Source organism: Streptosporangium sp. NPDC049078 (genome assembly GCF_040648855.1).
In the GTDB taxonomy this organism is placed as follows: Bacteria; Actinomycetota; Actinomycetes; order Streptosporangiales; family Streptosporangiaceae; genus Streptosporangium.
In genome coordinates this window covers 1-15,996 of sequence record NZ_JBEZEL010000008.1, presented here as the reverse complement: position 1 = coordinate 15,996, position 15,996 = coordinate 1, and the positions used below count along the sequence as shown (strand labels likewise).

Annotated in this window: 14 protein-coding genes and 1 pseudogene; 13 read left to right on the top strand and 2 right to left on the bottom strand. The window is 70.2% G+C overall.

Translation table 11 applies throughout. The features are described from left to right. Positions 1–20 precede the first annotated feature (20 nt). The 6 genes from rfbB (at position 21) to AB0B90_RS14740 (ending at position 6,336) form a co-directional block, all read left to right on the top strand. Positions 21–1,052: a dTDP-glucose 4,6-dehydratase gene (gene rfbB, locus AB0B90_RS14765; RefSeq protein WP_350949583.1), complete on the top strand. Its 1,032-nt coding sequence runs from the start codon at positions 21–23 to the stop codon at positions 1,050–1,052. 340 nt (positions 1,053–1,392) lie between these two features. Next, a complete protein-coding gene (locus AB0B90_RS14760) occupies positions 1,393–2,187 on the top strand; it encodes an NAD-dependent epimerase/dehydratase family protein (RefSeq protein ID WP_350949584.1) in 795 nt (264 codons plus the stop codon). Positions 2,188–2,215: 28 nt separating this feature from the next. Beyond that, positions 2,216–3,256 (top strand): ketoacyl-ACP synthase III family protein, encoded by a 1,041-nt coding sequence (locus AB0B90_RS14755; protein WP_350949585.1) that lies wholly within the window; start codon positions 2,216–2,218, stop codon positions 3,254–3,256. A gap of 31 nt (positions 3,257–3,287) precedes the next feature. Further along, entirely contained in the window at positions 3,288–4,562 is a 1,275-nt protein-coding gene (locus tag AB0B90_RS14750) for an acyl-CoA dehydrogenase family protein (RefSeq protein ID WP_362922866.1), read from the top strand. Then, entirely contained in the window at positions 4,559–6,058 is a 1,500-nt protein-coding gene (locus AB0B90_RS14745) for an amino acid adenylation domain-containing protein (RefSeq protein ID WP_362922864.1), read from the top strand. Before AB0B90_RS14750 ends, AB0B90_RS14745 begins: the two co-directional genes overlap by 4 nt. Before the next feature lie 14 nt (positions 6,059–6,072). Beyond that, positions 6,073–6,336, top strand: coding sequence for a phosphopantetheine-binding protein (locus AB0B90_RS14740; RefSeq protein WP_350949588.1), 264 nt, complete (start codon positions 6,073–6,075; stop codon positions 6,334–6,336). A gap of 27 nt (positions 6,337–6,363) precedes the next feature. On the opposite strand, the gene AB0B90_RS14735 is transcribed toward AB0B90_RS14740, so the two are convergent. Both AB0B90_RS14735 and AB0B90_RS14730 read right to left on the bottom strand, forming a co-directional pair. After that, positions 6,364–7,677: an activator-dependent family glycosyltransferase gene (locus AB0B90_RS14735; protein ID WP_362922862.1), complete on the bottom strand. Its 1,314-nt coding sequence runs from the start codon at positions 7,675–7,677 to the stop codon at positions 6,364–6,366. Positions 7,678–7,685: 8 nt separating this feature from the next. After that, a complete protein-coding gene (locus AB0B90_RS14730; protein WP_350950397.1) occupies positions 7,686–8,915 on the bottom strand; it encodes an acyl-CoA dehydrogenase family protein in 1,230 nt (409 codons plus the stop codon). 306 nt (positions 8,916–9,221) lie between these two features. On the opposite strand from AB0B90_RS14730, the gene AB0B90_RS14725 reads away from it, so the two are divergent. The 7 genes and pseudogenes from AB0B90_RS14725 to AB0B90_RS14695 form a co-directional block, all read left to right on the top strand. Continuing rightward, positions 9,222–9,857 carry a GNAT family protein gene (locus AB0B90_RS14725; protein ID WP_350950399.1) on the top strand — a complete coding sequence of 212 codons (636 nt, stop codon included), beginning with the start codon at positions 9,222–9,224 and terminating at the stop codon, positions 9,855–9,857. A 5-nt stretch (positions 9,858–9,862) separates the two neighbouring features. After that, positions 9,863–10,165, top strand: a complete 303-nt coding sequence (locus tag AB0B90_RS14720; RefSeq protein WP_350950407.1) for a hypothetical protein — start codon at positions 9,863–9,865, stop codon at positions 10,163–10,165. Positions 10,166–10,424: 259 nt separating this feature from the next. Then, complete coding sequence (locus tag AB0B90_RS14715; RefSeq protein WP_362522351.1) at positions 10,425–10,988, top strand: LmbU family transcriptional regulator; 564 nt, start codon at positions 10,425–10,427, stop codon at positions 10,986–10,988. Positions 10,989–11,031: 43 nt separating this feature from the next. Beyond that, positions 11,032–12,837, top strand: a complete 1,806-nt coding sequence (locus tag AB0B90_RS14710) for a fatty acyl-AMP ligase (RefSeq protein ID WP_362922860.1) — start codon at positions 11,032–11,034, stop codon at positions 12,835–12,837. A gap of 31 nt (positions 12,838–12,868) precedes the next feature. After that, positions 12,869–13,984 (top strand): DegT/DnrJ/EryC1/StrS family aminotransferase, encoded by a 1,116-nt coding sequence (locus tag AB0B90_RS14705; protein WP_362922858.1) that lies wholly within the window; start codon positions 12,869–12,871, stop codon positions 13,982–13,984. Continuing rightward, positions 13,981–15,279, top strand: a complete 1,299-nt coding sequence (locus AB0B90_RS14700; protein ID WP_362922856.1) for an activator-dependent family glycosyltransferase — start codon at positions 13,981–13,983, stop codon at positions 15,277–15,279. The genes AB0B90_RS14705 and AB0B90_RS14700 overlap by 4 nt, the downstream gene beginning before the upstream one ends. Before the next feature lie 31 nt (positions 15,280–15,310). Then, positions 15,311–15,996: pseudogene (locus AB0B90_RS14695) on the top strand (hypothetical protein); the annotation flags it as partial.

Here is a 15,996-nt window from a genome sequence, read left to right as displayed (position 1 = left end):
GACAGCAAAGGTGCAGGCAAATGCGGATCTTGGTCACTGGCGGTGCCGGATTCATCGGCTCGAACTTCGTCCGGCGCACGCTCTCCGGCGCCTACGAGGGGTTCGAGGACGTCCGGGTCGTCATCGTGGACAAGCTGACCTACGCGGGAACCATGGAGAGCCTGTCCACCGTCGCCGACGACCCCCGGCTGGAGTTCGTCGAGGGGGACATCTGCGACGCCTCGCTGATGGCGCGGGTGATGAGGGGCGTCTCCCTCGTCGTGCACTTCGCCGCAGAGACCCACGTCGACCGGTCGATCGACAGCGGCGCCGACTTCGTCGCGACCAACGTGGTGGGCACCCAGACGCTGCTCGAGGCCTCCCTGCGCGCCGGGGTGGGGAAGTTCGTGCTCGTCTCCACGGACGAGGTCTACGGGTCCATCGAGTCGGGCTCGTGGGTGGAGAGCCACCCGCTGGAGCCCAACTCCCCCTACTCCGCCTCGAAGGCGGCGGCCGACCTGCTGGCGCGGGCGTTCTCCAGGACCTACCGCTTCCCCGTCTCGATCACCCGCTGCCCCAACAACTACGGCCCCTACCAGTTCCCCGAGAAGGTGATCCCGCTGTTCGTCACCAACCTCCTGGACGGGGAGCGCGTGCCGCTGTACGGCGACGGCCTGCACGTGCGCGAGTGGACGCACGTCGACGACCACTGCCGGGGGATCGCCCTGGTCGCCTGGAGGGGCAGGCCCGGTGAGATCTACAACATCGGCGGCAACGCCGAGCTGACGAACCGGGAGCTGACCCGGGCGCTGCTGGACATCGCCGGAGCGGACTGGTCCATGGTCAGGCAGGTGGAGGACCGCCCGGGGCACGACCGCCGATACTCGGTCGACAGCTCGAAGATCACCGCCGAGCTGGGCTACCGGCCGCTCACCCCCTTCGCGGAGGGTCTGGCGGCGACGGCTCGCTGGTACGCGGACAACCGCAGCTGGTGGGAGCCGTTGAAGAAGGAGAGGGCCGCCTCGGTCGCCGCGGACCCCGGGCCCGGCGCGGACGTGCCGGCCGGCCCGTGACCCGGCGCGAAGGCGCACGACCGCGCCGTCCGGGACCCGGTGCGAAGACGCGCCGTCGCGCTCCCCCGGCACCCCCGGCAGCCGGTGCGAAGACCCACCGGGGCGCGCACTCCCGGACCCCGCGGGAACCACTTCCGCCAACGCCCCCGGCACGCGACCCGAAGCGCGGCGAAGGCCGCGGAATTCCCATTGACCGCCCCGGAACCCCTATCTGTCTCGCTGGCGGGACAAACGGCCCTCCGGCCGCGGGGAGCGGGGAGCTTTCTTATTACACGCGTCGCTATATGGTGACGAACGGAACCGATACGTTAACCTCCAGAGCTGGAAAGCGGTGCTGGGAATGGAGATCATCGGAAATGGTTTTCTCGCGAGACATCTGCGGCCGATCAGCGACGCACACCCGGAGATGACGATTCTCGCCGCCGGGGTGTCTCTGTGGAAGAATTCCGATTCCGACTACGAACGGGAAACCGCTCTGGTCGAGGAGACGATCGTAAAGAGCCTTCGCCAGGACCGTGTACTCGTCTTTTTCTCGACCGCCTCGATGAGCATGTACGGCGGTCCCGGCTGCCGTGGCCGCGAGGACGAACCCGTGGAACCCGTGACCCCGTACGGATGGCACAAGCTCGCGCTGGAGCGGCGGATCCAGGACTCGGGGGTGCGCCACCTCATCCTGCGGCTCGGCTATGTCGTCGGCCCGCACGTCCCGGCGAACCGGTTGATCCCTTCCCTCATCGAGCAGATCCGCTCCGACAACCTCACGATGTACCGCAGCGCGCGCAGGGACCTGATCGACATCACCGACTGGGTGCGGGTCATCGACATGCTGCTGGCCGAGCGGATCACCCAGGAGGTGGTCAACGTCGCCACCGGCGAGTCCGTGCCGATCAAGCTGATCGTCGACCACCTCGAGTCGCGCCTGGGCGTCACGGCCCGCAGGCAGATCATCGACGAGGGCACGTCCCATCACATATCCGTGGAGAAGCTGCGGAGGCTGGTGCCCGCGGTGAAGGAGATGGACTTCGGTCCCGACTACCACAGGACCGTGATCGACCGCTATCTGGAGGCGACCTCCCAGCTGCGGGACGGGGCACCGGAGTTGCGGCCCACCGGCTCCTCACGCCGGCCGGCGTGAGGAGCCGGGCGAGCAGAAAGGTACGCCATTGCGCACACCGGAGGTCTTCGTCAGGGGGATCGGCGCGTTCGTCCCCCCGACGGTAAGCGTGGAGTCGGCGGTCGCCGACGGGTTGTGCTCCGCCGAGCACGCCAAGGTCCACGACATGCTGGGGGCGGCGGTCGCGGGTGACATCCCCGCTCCCGAGATGGCGCTGCGGGCGGCGCGGGAGGCGATCGGACGCGGCGGGGCCGACGCCGGGGACCTCGGGCTGCTGCTGTACGCCGATGTCTGGCACCAGGGCCCCGACGGCTGGTCGCCGCAGTACTACCTGCAGCGTCATCTCGTCGGCGGCGACCTGCTCGCCCTTGAGGTGCGTCAGGGGTGCAACGGCGTGCTCAGTGCCCTGGAGCTGGCCGGGGGGTTCATGGCGGGTGATCCGCGCCGGCGCGACGCGCTGATCGTCACGGCCGACAACTTCGGCACCGCCCGGATGGACCGGTGGTGCTCGGGTCCCGACTTCGTCCTCGGCGACGCGGGAAGCGCCGTGGTGCTCAGCCGTGAGACCGGCTTCGCCCGGCTGCTCTCGGTGAGCTCGATCTCCGTCCCCGAGGCCGAGGAACTGCACCGCGCGGGCACTCCGCTCTTCCCTCCGAGCGCCACCACCGGTGAGGCCGTCGACTTCAGCGCGCGTGCCGAGGAGTTCGGCCGCATGTGCTCCGTCGACGGCGACCTGGCGCTCGCCTGGGTCATCGTGCAGCAGCGGATGATGCGGGTCCTCGGCCGCACCCTGTCCGAGGCCGGCATCACGGCGAACGATCTCACCCGGACCGTGTTCACCAGCCTCTCCCCCGAGGCCGTCGAGCACCGCTGGATGTCGGTCCTCCGGATGCCCATGTCGAAGTCCAGCTGGGACTACGCCAGGACCGTCGGCCATCTCGGCGCGAGCGACCACCTCGTCTCCCTGGACCACCTGCTGTCGACCGGGCAGCTCGGCCCCGGCGACCACGTGCTCCTTGGGGGCATCGGTCCCGGCGTCACCATCTCGTGCGCGGTCCTGGAGATCCTCAGCACTCCCCCGTGGATCTAGGGGGAGCCGTCTCGGAAGGGGAGGAGGGTTCATGGAGTTCGGTCTCACCGGCGCGCGCCGCGAGCGGCGCGACGCGATGTTCGACGCCGCGCGCAAGCGCCTCCACGACGCGTCGGGGCCGTCATCGGAGCAACTGTCGGCGCCACCGTCTGAGTCGCCGTCTGAGTCGCCGTCTGAGTCGCCGTCTGAGTCGCCGTCTGAGTCGCCGTCTGAGTCGCCGTCTGAGTCGCCGTCTGAGTCATCGTCTGAGTCGCCGTCGCGGCCGTTCACCCGCGAGCGCTGGCGCGCCGTCGCCGAACTGGGCGCCACCGGCCTGTGCCTGCCCGGGGAACACGGCGGCGGCGGCCTCGGCGCCCTGGACACCGCGCTGTGCCTGGAGGCCCTGTCCGAGGGGTGCGGCGACACCGGCCTCGCCTTCGCGGTCTCGGCGCACCTGCTGGCCTGCTGCGTCGCGATCCGCGACAACGCCGGCGAGGAGGTGCGCGCGGAGCTGCTCCCCGGCCTCGCCTCGGGGGAGCTGATCGCGGCCAACGCGATGACCGAGGACGAGGCCGGATCCGACGTGAGCAGGCTCGCCACCACCGCCCGGCGTGACGGCGACCACTACGTGCTCGACGGCGTGAAGTCCTTCGCCAGCAACGCCCCGATGGCCGACGTCCTCGTCACGTACGCCGTCACCGATCCCACCCTCGGCTTCCTCGGCATCAGCGCCTTCGCGGTGCCCCGCGACCTGCCGGGGATCCGGGTGGGCGAGCCGATGGCGAAGATGGGCCTCGACAGCTGCCCGGCCGGGCGGGTGGAGTTCTCCGGGTGCCGGGTCCCCGCCAGGTTCAGGCTCGGCCCGGAGGGCGGCGGAAGCACCGTCTTCCAGGGCTCGATGGCGTGGGAGCGGGCGTGCCTGCCCGCCGTCTACCTCGGGATGATGGAGGAGCAGCTGCGCCGGGCGGTGGAACACGCCCGTGCGCGGCGCCAGTTCGGCCGCGCGCTGGGCGACTTCCAGGCGGTCTCGCACCGGCTGGTCACGATGAAGCAGCGGCTGGAGGGAGCCAGGCTCCTGCTCTATCGGGCGTGCTGGGCGCTGGACGAGAAGGACCCCGACGCCGCCACCGCGGCGGCGCTGTCGAAGATCGCCGTCTCGGAGGCGGCCGTGGCGAGCAGCCTCGACGCGATCCAGATATTCGGCGCCACCGGTTATCTCGGCGCCGCGGGCGTCGAACGCCAGCTGCGCGACGCGGTGCCGAGCACGATCTTCTCCGGTACGACGGAGATACAGCGGGAACTCGTCGCGAGAGGGCTCGGGCTGTGAGCCTGCACCGGCTGCTCATCGACAGCGCCTCCCGCTTCCCCGACAACCTGGCCGTCGCGGGCCCGGCGGGCGAGATGCGCTACGCCGAGCTCGACCGCCGGGCCGACGTCCTGGCGCACGCGCTGTCCCGCGAGGGTGTGCGGCCCGGCGACCGCGTCGTGATCTGGGCGGAGAAGTCACCGCTCGCCGTCGTGGCGATGCAGGCCGTGCTGCGCCTGGGCGCCGCCTACGTGCCGGCCGGCGAGACGACGCCGGTGGCCCGGGTCGCCGCCATGGTCCGCGACTGCCGCCCCCGGGCCGTCTGCGGCTCCGGCGACCGGCTGCGGCGACTCGTCAAGGACCTGGGGGCGGACGTGCGCGCCGTGGACCTCGACGAGCACTCCGGCGAGCACCCCGGCGAGCACCGTGACCGGGTGCGGCCCGTCGACCATCCGGTCGACCCCGACGACCTGGCGTACGTGCTCTACACCTCCGGCTCGACCGGAACTCCCAAGGGGGTGTGCGTCAGCCACCGCGCCGCCCGCGCCTTCGTGGACTGGGCGGCGGCCGAGCTGGACGCGCGGCCGGACGACCGGTTCGCCAACCACGCGCCCTTCACCTTCGACCTGTCGGTGCTCGACCTGTACGCGGCGTTCTCCGCGGGGGCGGCGGTCTGCCTCGTCCCGTCCGAGCTCGCCTACGCCCCCGCCAGGATGGTGGACTTCCTGCACCGCGAGCGCGTCAGCGTCTGGTACTCGGTGCCGTCCGCGCTCACCCTGATGATGCGGGACGGCGGCCTGCTCGACAGGCCCGCGCCCGGTGCGCTGCGGGCGCTGCTCTTCGCGGGCGAGCCCTTCCCCATCGCGGGGGTCCGCGACCTGGCGGGCTGGACCCGCGCGCGGCTGCTCAACCTCTACGGCCCGACCGAGACCAACGTCTGCACCTTCCACGAGGTCGTCCCCGGCGACCTGACCCGCGACCGCTCGGTGCCCATCGGCCGCGCGGCCTGCGGCGACACGGTTCGGGTGACGCGGCCCGACGGCGGGGAGGCGCGCCCCGGCGAGGAGGGCGAGCTGGTCGTGGAGGGGCCCACCGTGATGCGGGGCTACTGGGGTGCCGCGCCGCAGCGCGGCCCGTACCGCACCGGCGACATGGTGCGGGTGCTCGCCGACGGATCGCTCGACTACCTCGGCCGCCGCGACCACATGGTGAAGGTACGCGGCCACCGGGTCGAGCTCGGCGAGGTCGAGGCCGTCCTCGGCGGTCACCCCGAGGTGGCCGACGTCGCCGTGATCGTCGGCGGCGAGGGCGCCGACGCGCGGCTCCACGCGTTCGTGGTGCCCGTACGCGACAGGACACCGGGCGTGCTGAGCCTCAAGCGGCACAGCGCGGAACGACTCCCGCCCTACATGATCGCCGACGAGTTCCACTTCGTGGGCGAGCTGCCCAGAACCCGCAACGGGAAGATCGACCGGGCCGCGCTGGGCTCGGAGACCACGCCGTATGGCCGGCTGTGAAGGAGACGACCACCATGACCACCACCGACCTGTCCGAGCGGGAGATATCGGACCGGCTGATCGCCTTCATCAGGGAGCGGTTCCTGTCGGGGGATCCGCAGGGAGAGCTGGACGAGGACACCCCGCTGCTGGAGTGGGGGATCCTCAACTCGCTCAACACCGCCATCCTGGTGAGTCACATCCGCGACGAGATGGGGATCGACGTGGCGTTCGAGATGATGGACCCCCGGGCCTTCAAGAGCGTCCGCGGCATCGCCTCCGCGCTGCGCCTGCTCTGACTCCTCCCCGGCCCGAGGGACGCCGCCTCAGCCGGTCCCTGTGCCGCCGCGGTGGTGGGCGGTGAGTCTTTCCAGTTCGGGGACGAGGTCGTTGGGGGTGGGCATGGTGTGCATCTCCTCGCGGAGCCGTGCGGCGGCGTGGGTGTAGGAGGGGTCGCCGAGCAGGCGCAGCAGGTCCTCGCGCACCCGGGCTCCGGTGGCCTCGCCACCGCGCACCACCAGCCCCGCCCCCAGCCCGGCCAGCCGCTCGGCGCGGAGCCCGTCGTCGAACATGAACGGCTCGATCAGCTGCGGCACCCCCTGCCCCGCCATGGTGAGGAACGTGCCGGTCCCCCCGTGACTGATCACCGCGGAGCAGGTGGGGGCGAGGGCGTGCAGGGGGACGAAGGAGACGAGGCGGGTGTTGGCGGGGACGTGGTGGAGTTCGGCCTGTTGTTTTTCTGGGAGGGTGGCGATGATCTCGAGGTCGAGGTCGGCGAGGTGGGTGAGGATGTCCTGGACGGGGACGGAGTAGCCGTCGAGGCGTTCGGTGGCGGAGGTGCCGAGGGTGAGGCAGATTCGGGGTTTGGTGGGTGGGGTGTGGAGCCAGGGGGGGATGACGGCGGTGCCGTTGTAGGGGATGTAGCGCAGCGGCAGGTAGGTGTGGGGCAGGTCCAGGCGTAGTGAGGTGGGGGTGTAGTCGATGGTGAAGTGACCGCTCGTCATGTCCTCGGAGAAGGTGGTGCCGACCTTGGCGGCGCGGGCGGTGAGCCACTGGGCCATCGCGTCGGGTTCGTGGGGGGCGTGTCGCTGCCTGGCGGTCAGGTAGTGGCCGCGCATCCGGGCGAACAGGTCCAGGCTCCAGAGCATCCGGGCGTGCGCGGCCCCGCTCGCCTTCGCCGCGATCGCACCGGCGTGGGTGACGGGCTCCCAGATGACGAGATCGGGTTTCCAGTGCCGGCAGAAGTCGGTGAGCTCCACGATCATCGGGTCGTTCACCACCCGGCACCACCACGGCACGAACTTCCCGCCGTAGCCGTCCTTCAGATACTTCCAGGTGAGCTTCTCCGGCCGCTCCTCCGCCAGGTCGAAGAAGGAGGACTCCCGCTCCTCGGAGGCGGCGCCTCCGGAAACGGCGTCCCTGGAGGCGGCGTCCCTCTCCTTCGTCGTGCTCACCAGCCGGTGCAGGATGTGGTCCTTGCCGACGGGCACCGCGGTGAGGCCGGCGCCGGTGATGACGCCGGTGAGCTCGGGCTGGCTCGCCACCCGCACCTCGTGACCGGCGTTGCGCAACGCCCACGCCAGCGGCACCATCCCCAGGAAATGGGTCTTCTCCGCGTACGCCGTAAAAAGAACGCGCATGACCTCTCCTAACCGTTCTTCACGGCTCCCAGGGCCTGGGCGCTCAGATAGTCGACGGCGTCGATGTAGGTGTAGGGCTGCATGAAGCCACCCGCGCGCACGTCGCGGTAGAGCCGCGCCAGTGGGTGGGAGGCCGAGAAGGAGGCGCCGCCGATCAGGCTCTGGGCGTCGAAGACGACGGCGGGCGCCAGCTGGTTGACGATCAGCTTCGCGCACTGGAACGGCGTCATCATGGCCGGTCCGCGCTCCCGGGGGTCGCCCGTGTCGTCGTAGGAGAGCCGGTCGGCGCGCGCCAGGGCCGCCGCGACCGTCGACCTCATCGTGAAGAGCCGCGCGTCCATCTCCGCCACCAGCGTCCGCGCGGCCGCCGCCCCCGCGGCTCCCCTGCGGATGAGGGTCGAGACCGCGATGTCGCGCGCCGACTGGGCGATGCCGGTGTAGATCCCCAGCATGGTGATCGAGCTCACCGTCTGCCCCGCGAGCATCGCGAGGTCCTGCTCACCCGCGGGCCCGCGCAGGACCACGTCCTCCGGGGGGATGACGCAGTCGTCGAACACGATGTCGACGCTCCCGGAGGCCCGCATCCCCAGGCCGTCCCAGTTGTCCAGTACGCGAAGCCCCGGGCAGTTCCTGGAGAGCACCGCCATCCCCGACTGGGGACGCTGTCCGGGGACGCGCGTCTGCGCGTACACCGCGAAGTCCGTGGCGATGGGCGCCATGCTCACCAGGGTCTTGCCGCCCGACAGCAGCCAGCCGCCGTCGGCCGTCTGCGTCAGCGTGGTCGGACGCCGGTCGCGGGGGATGTCCTTCACCCCGGTGGAAACGACCGCCTCGCCGGAGCCCATGCCGCGCAGCAGCCGCTCGGCCAGCGTCCGCGCGAGCGCCGGTCCCGTCCGCCACTCGTAGGTCAGCGTCAGCGCCCGGCTGAGCTGCATGTGCAGGGCGAGCGCCGTCGAGGCGTCCGCCTCGGCGACCCTCAGCAACGCCAGGGAGACGTCGTGCAGACGATCGACCCCCAGGCCGCCGAGCGCGCAGGGCACCGTGGCGCCGAGGACCCCGCTCCTTCGCAGGTCCTCGAAGATGTCACGCGGGAAGGTGCCGCTGCGGTCGTTGTCCGGGGCCGCGGCGGCGATCGCCGGTAGGTGCGTCTCGACGAGGCCGATCAGGTCGCGGCCCTCGGGGGTGATCGGCTCGCGGAGCTCTCCCGGCATCACGGCGTTCTCGGTGTGCACTGTCATCAGCCCATCCCGCTTCCCTGCGTTCGCACGTCGGCCCGCTGCCGCCGCATGCACCATAAACGACTTTTCCGCCAGCCGCCTAAGAAATCAACCGGGAAATTATGCACGATCCGGGAAATGGCATTCCGTGGGCATTGGAGGCGGCCGGAGAATAGCTTGACCCACCGATCACCCGGAACTAGCATCTGTCCCGCTGGCGAGACGGACCCGCCGCTTTGAAGCAGGGGATGACAGTCACCCGGCCGGCTCGAACAATACCCCGGGTAATCCCATTCAGCCGCAACGCCGAGTTGAAGGTGGAAGAACGTGCTCTTTCCCCACACCAAGACCAGAAGGACGCTGCTGCGCCATGCCAATCCTCCGGAGGGCGTCACGGCGCACGACCTTCTCCTGAAGGCCGAGCTGAACGACCTGCCCTCGGCGGAGGTGTTCGGCGCGCTGTACTCCAAAGAGGTGTCCGCGCAGTTCATCGTGGAGCGGCGGGACACCGACAGGGTCGTGGGATACGTCTCGTTCCACCATCTCGACCTCTCGGGACAGCACGTGCGGGCGAGCTTCTTCACCGATCCCGCCGCGGCCGGCAACGGGGTCGGCGCGGAGGTCATCCTGATGACCGTCAACTACGCCTTCGCCATGTGGAACGTCAGAAAGATATATTTCTGGACCACCGAGACGGATTTCGCGGCTTTCCGTACGGCCTTCAACTCCGCCTACAAAGAGGCGACTCTCCCCGAGCATCTTTACGATCGCGGAGCGCTGCGAGACGTGCATATCTACGCCGTCTACCGCGAGCAGTGGGAGGAGCACGGCACCGAGCTCCTCAATAAGCTCGCGCAGGGGCCGGGCGAACGCCGGGAGGCGGCATCCACCGCGTCCACGGTATCCGCCGTATCCGCAGTGTCCACCGATTCCGCCGAGGCATCCGAAGGAGAAAAGAGTTGACCGAGATGTTCGTTTCCGACCAGAAGAAGGAAGTGCGCGAGCAGATCGAGCGCGAGGCGCTGAAGATCGTGCTGTTCAGCTCCTCCGAGCTCGCCGTTCCCGAGCTGACCGACCTGGGGGAGATTCCCGAGCCCAGCGATCTGGGCAACCTCGACTCCTTCTCCATCATCCTCCTCATCCTCGCCCTGGAGGACACCTACGGCGTCCCGCTCCTGGACGACATGGCCGGTTTCACCGGGAGAAACTTCGACGACCTGGCGGACTTCGTCATCGAACGTCTCCCTGCGCGCGCCGACGGCCAGAAGTAGCGCCGACGGGCGGGACAAGCACGGTGAGCGGGGAAAACGGCCTTGACCTGGCCTCCGTCACTCATCTGTCAGGGCGTCTAGATCTTGTCTAGAACTCTCCCGTGGCGCCTAGGGCAAACTCTCAGCCATCGACGACCCGCCGGGGCGAAAGGGCGTGACAGATGTGACAGGCGTCAACGGTTACCCAAGTCTTGCGACCACACATCACGGGCAGGCCAGACCGGCCGGCAACGCGCGGATGGCGCTCGACGCACCGGGCATGACCAGGAGAACGGCTCTCTCACTGCCCCCCGGTATGTCGCTGACCGCCTGGAGCCGCCTTGGCCGCCAGATCTTCATCATCTCCGACTCCTCCGCCTGGTGGCTGGGAGACTGGCTGATCTACGGCCAGGCGCACTATCCCGACCGCTACAAGCGGGCGATCGCCGAGACCTCCCTCGACTACCAGACGCTGCGGAACTACGCCTGGGTGGCCCGGCAGTTCAGTCTTTCCAGGCGGCGCGACAAGCTGAGCTTCCAGCACCACGCGGAGGTGGCCAGCCTGCCGGAGCCCGACCAGGAGATCTGGCTCAACCGGGCGGAGAAGGGCAGCTGGTCGAGGAACGAGCTGCGGCGGCGTATCAAGGCGGAACGCAACGGCGGCACCGCCGACGAGGTCACCCACATTCAGATGAACATCATCGCGGAGCAGAAGAAACGCTGGCAGGAGGCCGCGGAGAGCACCGAGCAGGATCTGCTCGTCTGGATGGTCTCCAACCTGGACCGCGCCGCGCTCGCGGCGCTGGAGTCGAGGAAGGCCGGCGCGCTCCCCCAGTCCGCCTGACCCCGGGGCGGCGAAGCCTCAACGAGCGGACGGAGAAGACAGCTTGGACCCCGATCACGGCGCGTCGCCACAGGACGTCATCGAGACCGCCGTCACCACCCCTCGGGGATCGGAACGCCTCCGTCTCCGCTACCTGCCCGACAGCGTCGGCCGCTTCGCCAGGACCTCGGGCTCCTCCCCCGCCGTCACCTTCGTCGAGTACGGCATGCGCCGCGACACCGGCCGCAGGGAGAAGAGCTCGCGGACGATGAGTTACGCCGAGCTCGACGAGCGGGCCCGCGCGGTGGCCGCGGTCCTCCAGCGGCGGTGCGAGCCCGGCGACCGGGTGGCGGTGCTCTGTCCCCACGAGCCGGCGTACGTGGTGGCGTTCCTCGCCTGCCTGTACGCCGGTCTCGTGGCGGTGCCGCTCTACGCGCCCGAGGCGCTGCGCAGCAACGAGCGCCTGCGATCGGTGATGGGGGACTGCGAACCGCGGTGCGTGCTCACCACCTCCGCGGTTCACCCGTCCGTCGAGCGGCTGCTGGAGGGGATGGAGCGCCCGCCCGAGCATCTGGTCCGCGTCGACGAGGTTCCCGTGGCCGACGCCGCGCACTGGCGCAGGCCGGACATGCGGGCGGAGGCGGTGGCGTACCTGCAGTACACCTCCGGCTCGACCGGCACCCCGTCGGGCGTCCGCGTCACGCACGAGAACATGACCGTCACCAACCACCAGATCAGGGCACACTGGCCGAGTTCGGTCGTCGCGTCGTGGGTGCCGTTCTTCCACGACTTCGGACTCGTCTGCGCGATCACCAACCCGCTGGGCGCGGGCGCGCACTCGGTCAACCTCAGCCCGATGGCCTTCGTGCAGGATCCGTACCGCTGGCTCCGCATGATCTCCGACTACCGGGCCGACTGGAGCGTCGCGCCGAGTTCCAGCCTCGCCCAGTGTGTGCGCCGGGTGGCCGTCGAGCGCAGGGGCGAGCTCGACCTCGGCTCGCTGCGGCTCCTCACGATCGCCGCGGAGCCGGTGTACGCCGAGTCGACCGAGGCGTTCATCTCGGCGTTCGCGGCCGGCGGCCTGGCGCCCACCACCCCCGCCCCCTGCTACGGCCTGGCCGAGGCGACCCTTCCGGTGAGCGCGCCGCCGGTCGGCGAGGGCATGACCGACCGCTGCTTCGACCGCGCGGACCTGGCCGCCGGCATCGCCCGCGAGTGCCCGCCGGGCAGCCCGGGTACCGTGCGCGTCGTCTCCTGCGGAGTACCGAGCCTGGGGGTGTCGGTGCGGATCCGCGACGAGGAGGGCCTGACCTCGCTGCCGGAGGGGAGGGTCGGCGAGATCTGGGTGAGCGGGCCCAATGTGGCGGACGGTTACTGGAACCAGCCGGAGCGGTCGGCGGAGGTCTTCGCGAAGCACCTCGCCGAGACCGGCGGCGAGCTGCTTTCCGGCCCCTGGCTGCGGACGGGCGACCTCGGTTTCCTGTTCGGCGGCAACCTCCACGTGGTGGGCCGGGCCAAGGACATGATCATCATTCGTGGCCGGAACCACTACCCGGACGACATCGAGGCGACCGTTCAGGCCGTGCGAGACGTCGGCTCCGAGGGGGCGGCGGCCGCGTTCTCCAGCGAGGCCGAGGGCGAGGAACGACTCGTCGTCCTCGTCGAGGCCGGCCCCGCGCTCATGGCGGCCGAGCAGGACGACAGGGAGGCGGTCCTGCGCGTCCTGCGCCAGGAGATCACCCGCAACCACGGCCTGGCCGCGCACGACCTCGTCCTCGTACGGCGCGGCAGCCTGCCGCGGACGACCAGTGGAAAGATCCGCCGTGGTGCCTGCCGCGAGCAGTACCTCCGCGGGGAGTTCGACCACTGAGCCGAAGTGGCTTCCCTTCCGGAGGTGATGCGTGATCAGGCCCCTTTTCGTCTGGGACTATCTGCAGGAGTACGAGAACGAACGCGAGGACATCCTCGACGCCGTGGACACCGTGTTCCGCTCGGGCCAGCTCGTGCTCGGGCGCGGTGTGCGCGACTTCGAGGCGGCCTTCGCCGCCTACCACGGCGTCTCGCACTGTGTGGGCGTCGACAACGGGACGAACGCGATCGTGCTGGGGCTCCAGGCCTTGGGTGTCGGGCCGGGCGACGAGGTGATCACCGTGTCGAACACGGCGGCGCCCACGGTCGTGGCCATCGACGCCGTCGGCGCCACCCCGGTCTTCGTCGACGTGCACGAGGACACCTACCTGATGGACGTCGGGCAGGTGGAGGCGGCGATCACCGAGCGGACCCGCTGCCTGCTTCCCGTGCACCTGTACGGCCAGTGCGTCGACATGGCCCCGCTGCGGGAGATCGCCACCCGGCACGACCTGCTGGTCCTGGAGGACTGCGCGCAGGCGCACGCGGCCCGCCACCACGGCAGGATCGCGGGTTCGATGGGCGAGGCGGCCGCGTTCTCCTTCTACCCGACCAAGGTGCTCGGGGCGTACGGCGACGGCGGGGCGACGATCACCTCCGACCCGGAGGTGGACGCGGCGCTGAGGCAGCTGCGCTACTACGGGATGAGGGAGCGCTACTACGTCGAGCGGACGCCCGGCCACAACAGCCGGCTCGACGAGGTGCACGCCGAGATCCTGCGCCGCAAGCTGACCAGGCTCGACGGCTACGTCGCCGCCCGCAGGGCCGTCGCCGCCCGGTACGCCGAGGCGCTGGCCGGCACCGACGTCGTCCTGCCCGCGGTCGCCCCCGGCAACGAGCACTCGTACTACGTCTACGTGGTCCGCCATCCGCGGCGCGACGACATCATCGAGGCGCTCAAGCCGTACGGCGTGTCGCTCAACATCAGCTACCCGTGGCCGGTGCACACGATGTCGGGGTTCGCGAAGCTCGGCTACCGGGCGGGGACGCTGCCCGTCACCGAGGCGGCGGCCGGGGAGATCTTCTCGCTGCCGATGTATCCGTCGCTGACCGAGAGCGACCAGACGAAGGTGGTCGAGTCGCTGCTCAAGGTGCTGGCGGCACTGTGACGGGCGACCAGCCGGGCCGGCCGATGCGCGTGGTGTTCGTCACCTATGCCGAGAAGACTCATTTCCTGGGGATGGTGCCGCTGGCGTGGGCGTTGCGCAACGCCGGTCACGAGGTGCGGGTGGCGAGCCAGCCGGAGCTCAGCGACGTCATCACCGGCGCCGGCCTCACCGCGGTGCCCGTCGGCAAGGACCACATGCTGCACCGGCTGCTCACGCACGCCGAAAGCCTGGATCCCGACGGGCCGGCGCCGTTCGACATGGCGGAGAACCGGCCGGAGATGCTCACCTGGGAGTACCTGCGCCGGGGCTATCACGACGAGCTCGTGCCGTGGTGGTGGCGGGTGGCGAACGATCCGATGATCGTGGAGCTCACCGACTTCTGCCGGCACTGGAAACCCGATCTCGTCATCTGGGAGCCGGCCTCCTATGCCGGTGCGATCGCGGCGAAGGCGAGCGGGGCCGCGCACGCCCGGATGCTCTGGAGCCTGGACCTGTTCGCCCGGATGCGCGGCCACTACCTGACCGCCAGGCAGCGACACGCCCCCCACGAACCCGACGCGATGGCCCAGTGGCTCACCGCCCGCGCCGCCAAGGTCGGCACCACCTTCTCCGAGGACCTCACCAGCGGCCACTTCACCATCGACTACACCCCCACCTCACTACGCCTGGACCTGCCCCACACCTACCTGCCGCTGCGCTACATCCCCTACAACGGCACCGCCGTCATCCCCCCCTGGCTCCACACCCCACCCACCAAACCCCGAATCTGCCTCACCCTCGGCACCTCCGCCACCGAACGCCTCGACGGCTACTCCGTCCCCGTCCAGGACATCCTCACCCACCTCGCCGACCTCGACATCGAGATCATCGCCACCCTCCCAGAAAAACAACAGGCCGAACTCCACCACGTCCCCGCCAACACCCGCCTCGTCTCCTTCGTCCCCCTGCACGCCCTCGCCCCCACCTGCTCCGCGGTGATCGACCATGGCGGACCCGGCACGGTGTTCACCATGGCCTCGCACGGCGTGCCGCAGCTCGTGCTCCCGAAGCTGTTCGACGAGCCGGTGCTGGGCGACCACCTGACCGGGCTGGGGGCGGGGCTGGTGGTGCGCGGTGGCGAGGCCACCGGAGCCCGGGTGCGCGAGGACCTGCTGCGCCTGCTCGGCGACCCCTCCTACACCCACGCCGCCGCACGCCTCCGCGAGGAGATGCACACCATGCCCACCCCCAACGACCTCGTCCCCGAACTGGAAAGACTCACCGCCCACCACCGCGGCGGCACAGGGACCGGCTGAGGCCACGAGATCGGCCGCAGGAAGGAACACCATGCGCGTCCTGTTCACGACGTACGCCGAAAAAAGCCATTTCCTGGGGATGGTGCCGCTGGCGTGGGCGTTGCGCAACGCCGGTCACGAGGTGCGGGTGGCGAGTCAGCCCGAGCTCACCGACGTCATCACCGGCGCCGGCCTCACCGCGGTGCCCGTCGGCAGGGACCACAGTCTCGGCAGGGTGCTCCAGCACGCCAAGGACTCGGGCCAGGAGAAGGACTTCGACATGGCCGAGGACCGCCCCGAGATGCTCACCTGGGAGAAGATCAGGGAGGGCTACCAGGGGCACGTGCTGTGGTGGTGCCGGCTGGTGAACGACCCGATGATCGTGGACCTCACCGACTTCTGCCGGCACTGGAAGCCCGACCTGGTCATCTGGGAGCCGCTCAGCTACGCCGGCGCGATCGCGGCGAAGGCGACCGGGGCCGCGCACGCCCGTTTCATGTGGGGGCTCGACCTGTTCGCCCGGATGCGCGGCCACTACCTGCGGGCGAGGCGCGAGCACGGAGGCCACCTGTCGGACGCGCTCGGGCAGTGGATGGGGCTGCACGCGAGGCGGGCGGGCGTGGCTTTCTCCGAGGACATGACGAGCGGCCACTTCACCATCGACTACACCCCCACCTCACTACGCCTGGACCTGCCCCACACCTACCTGCCGCTGCGCTACATCCCCTACAACGGCAC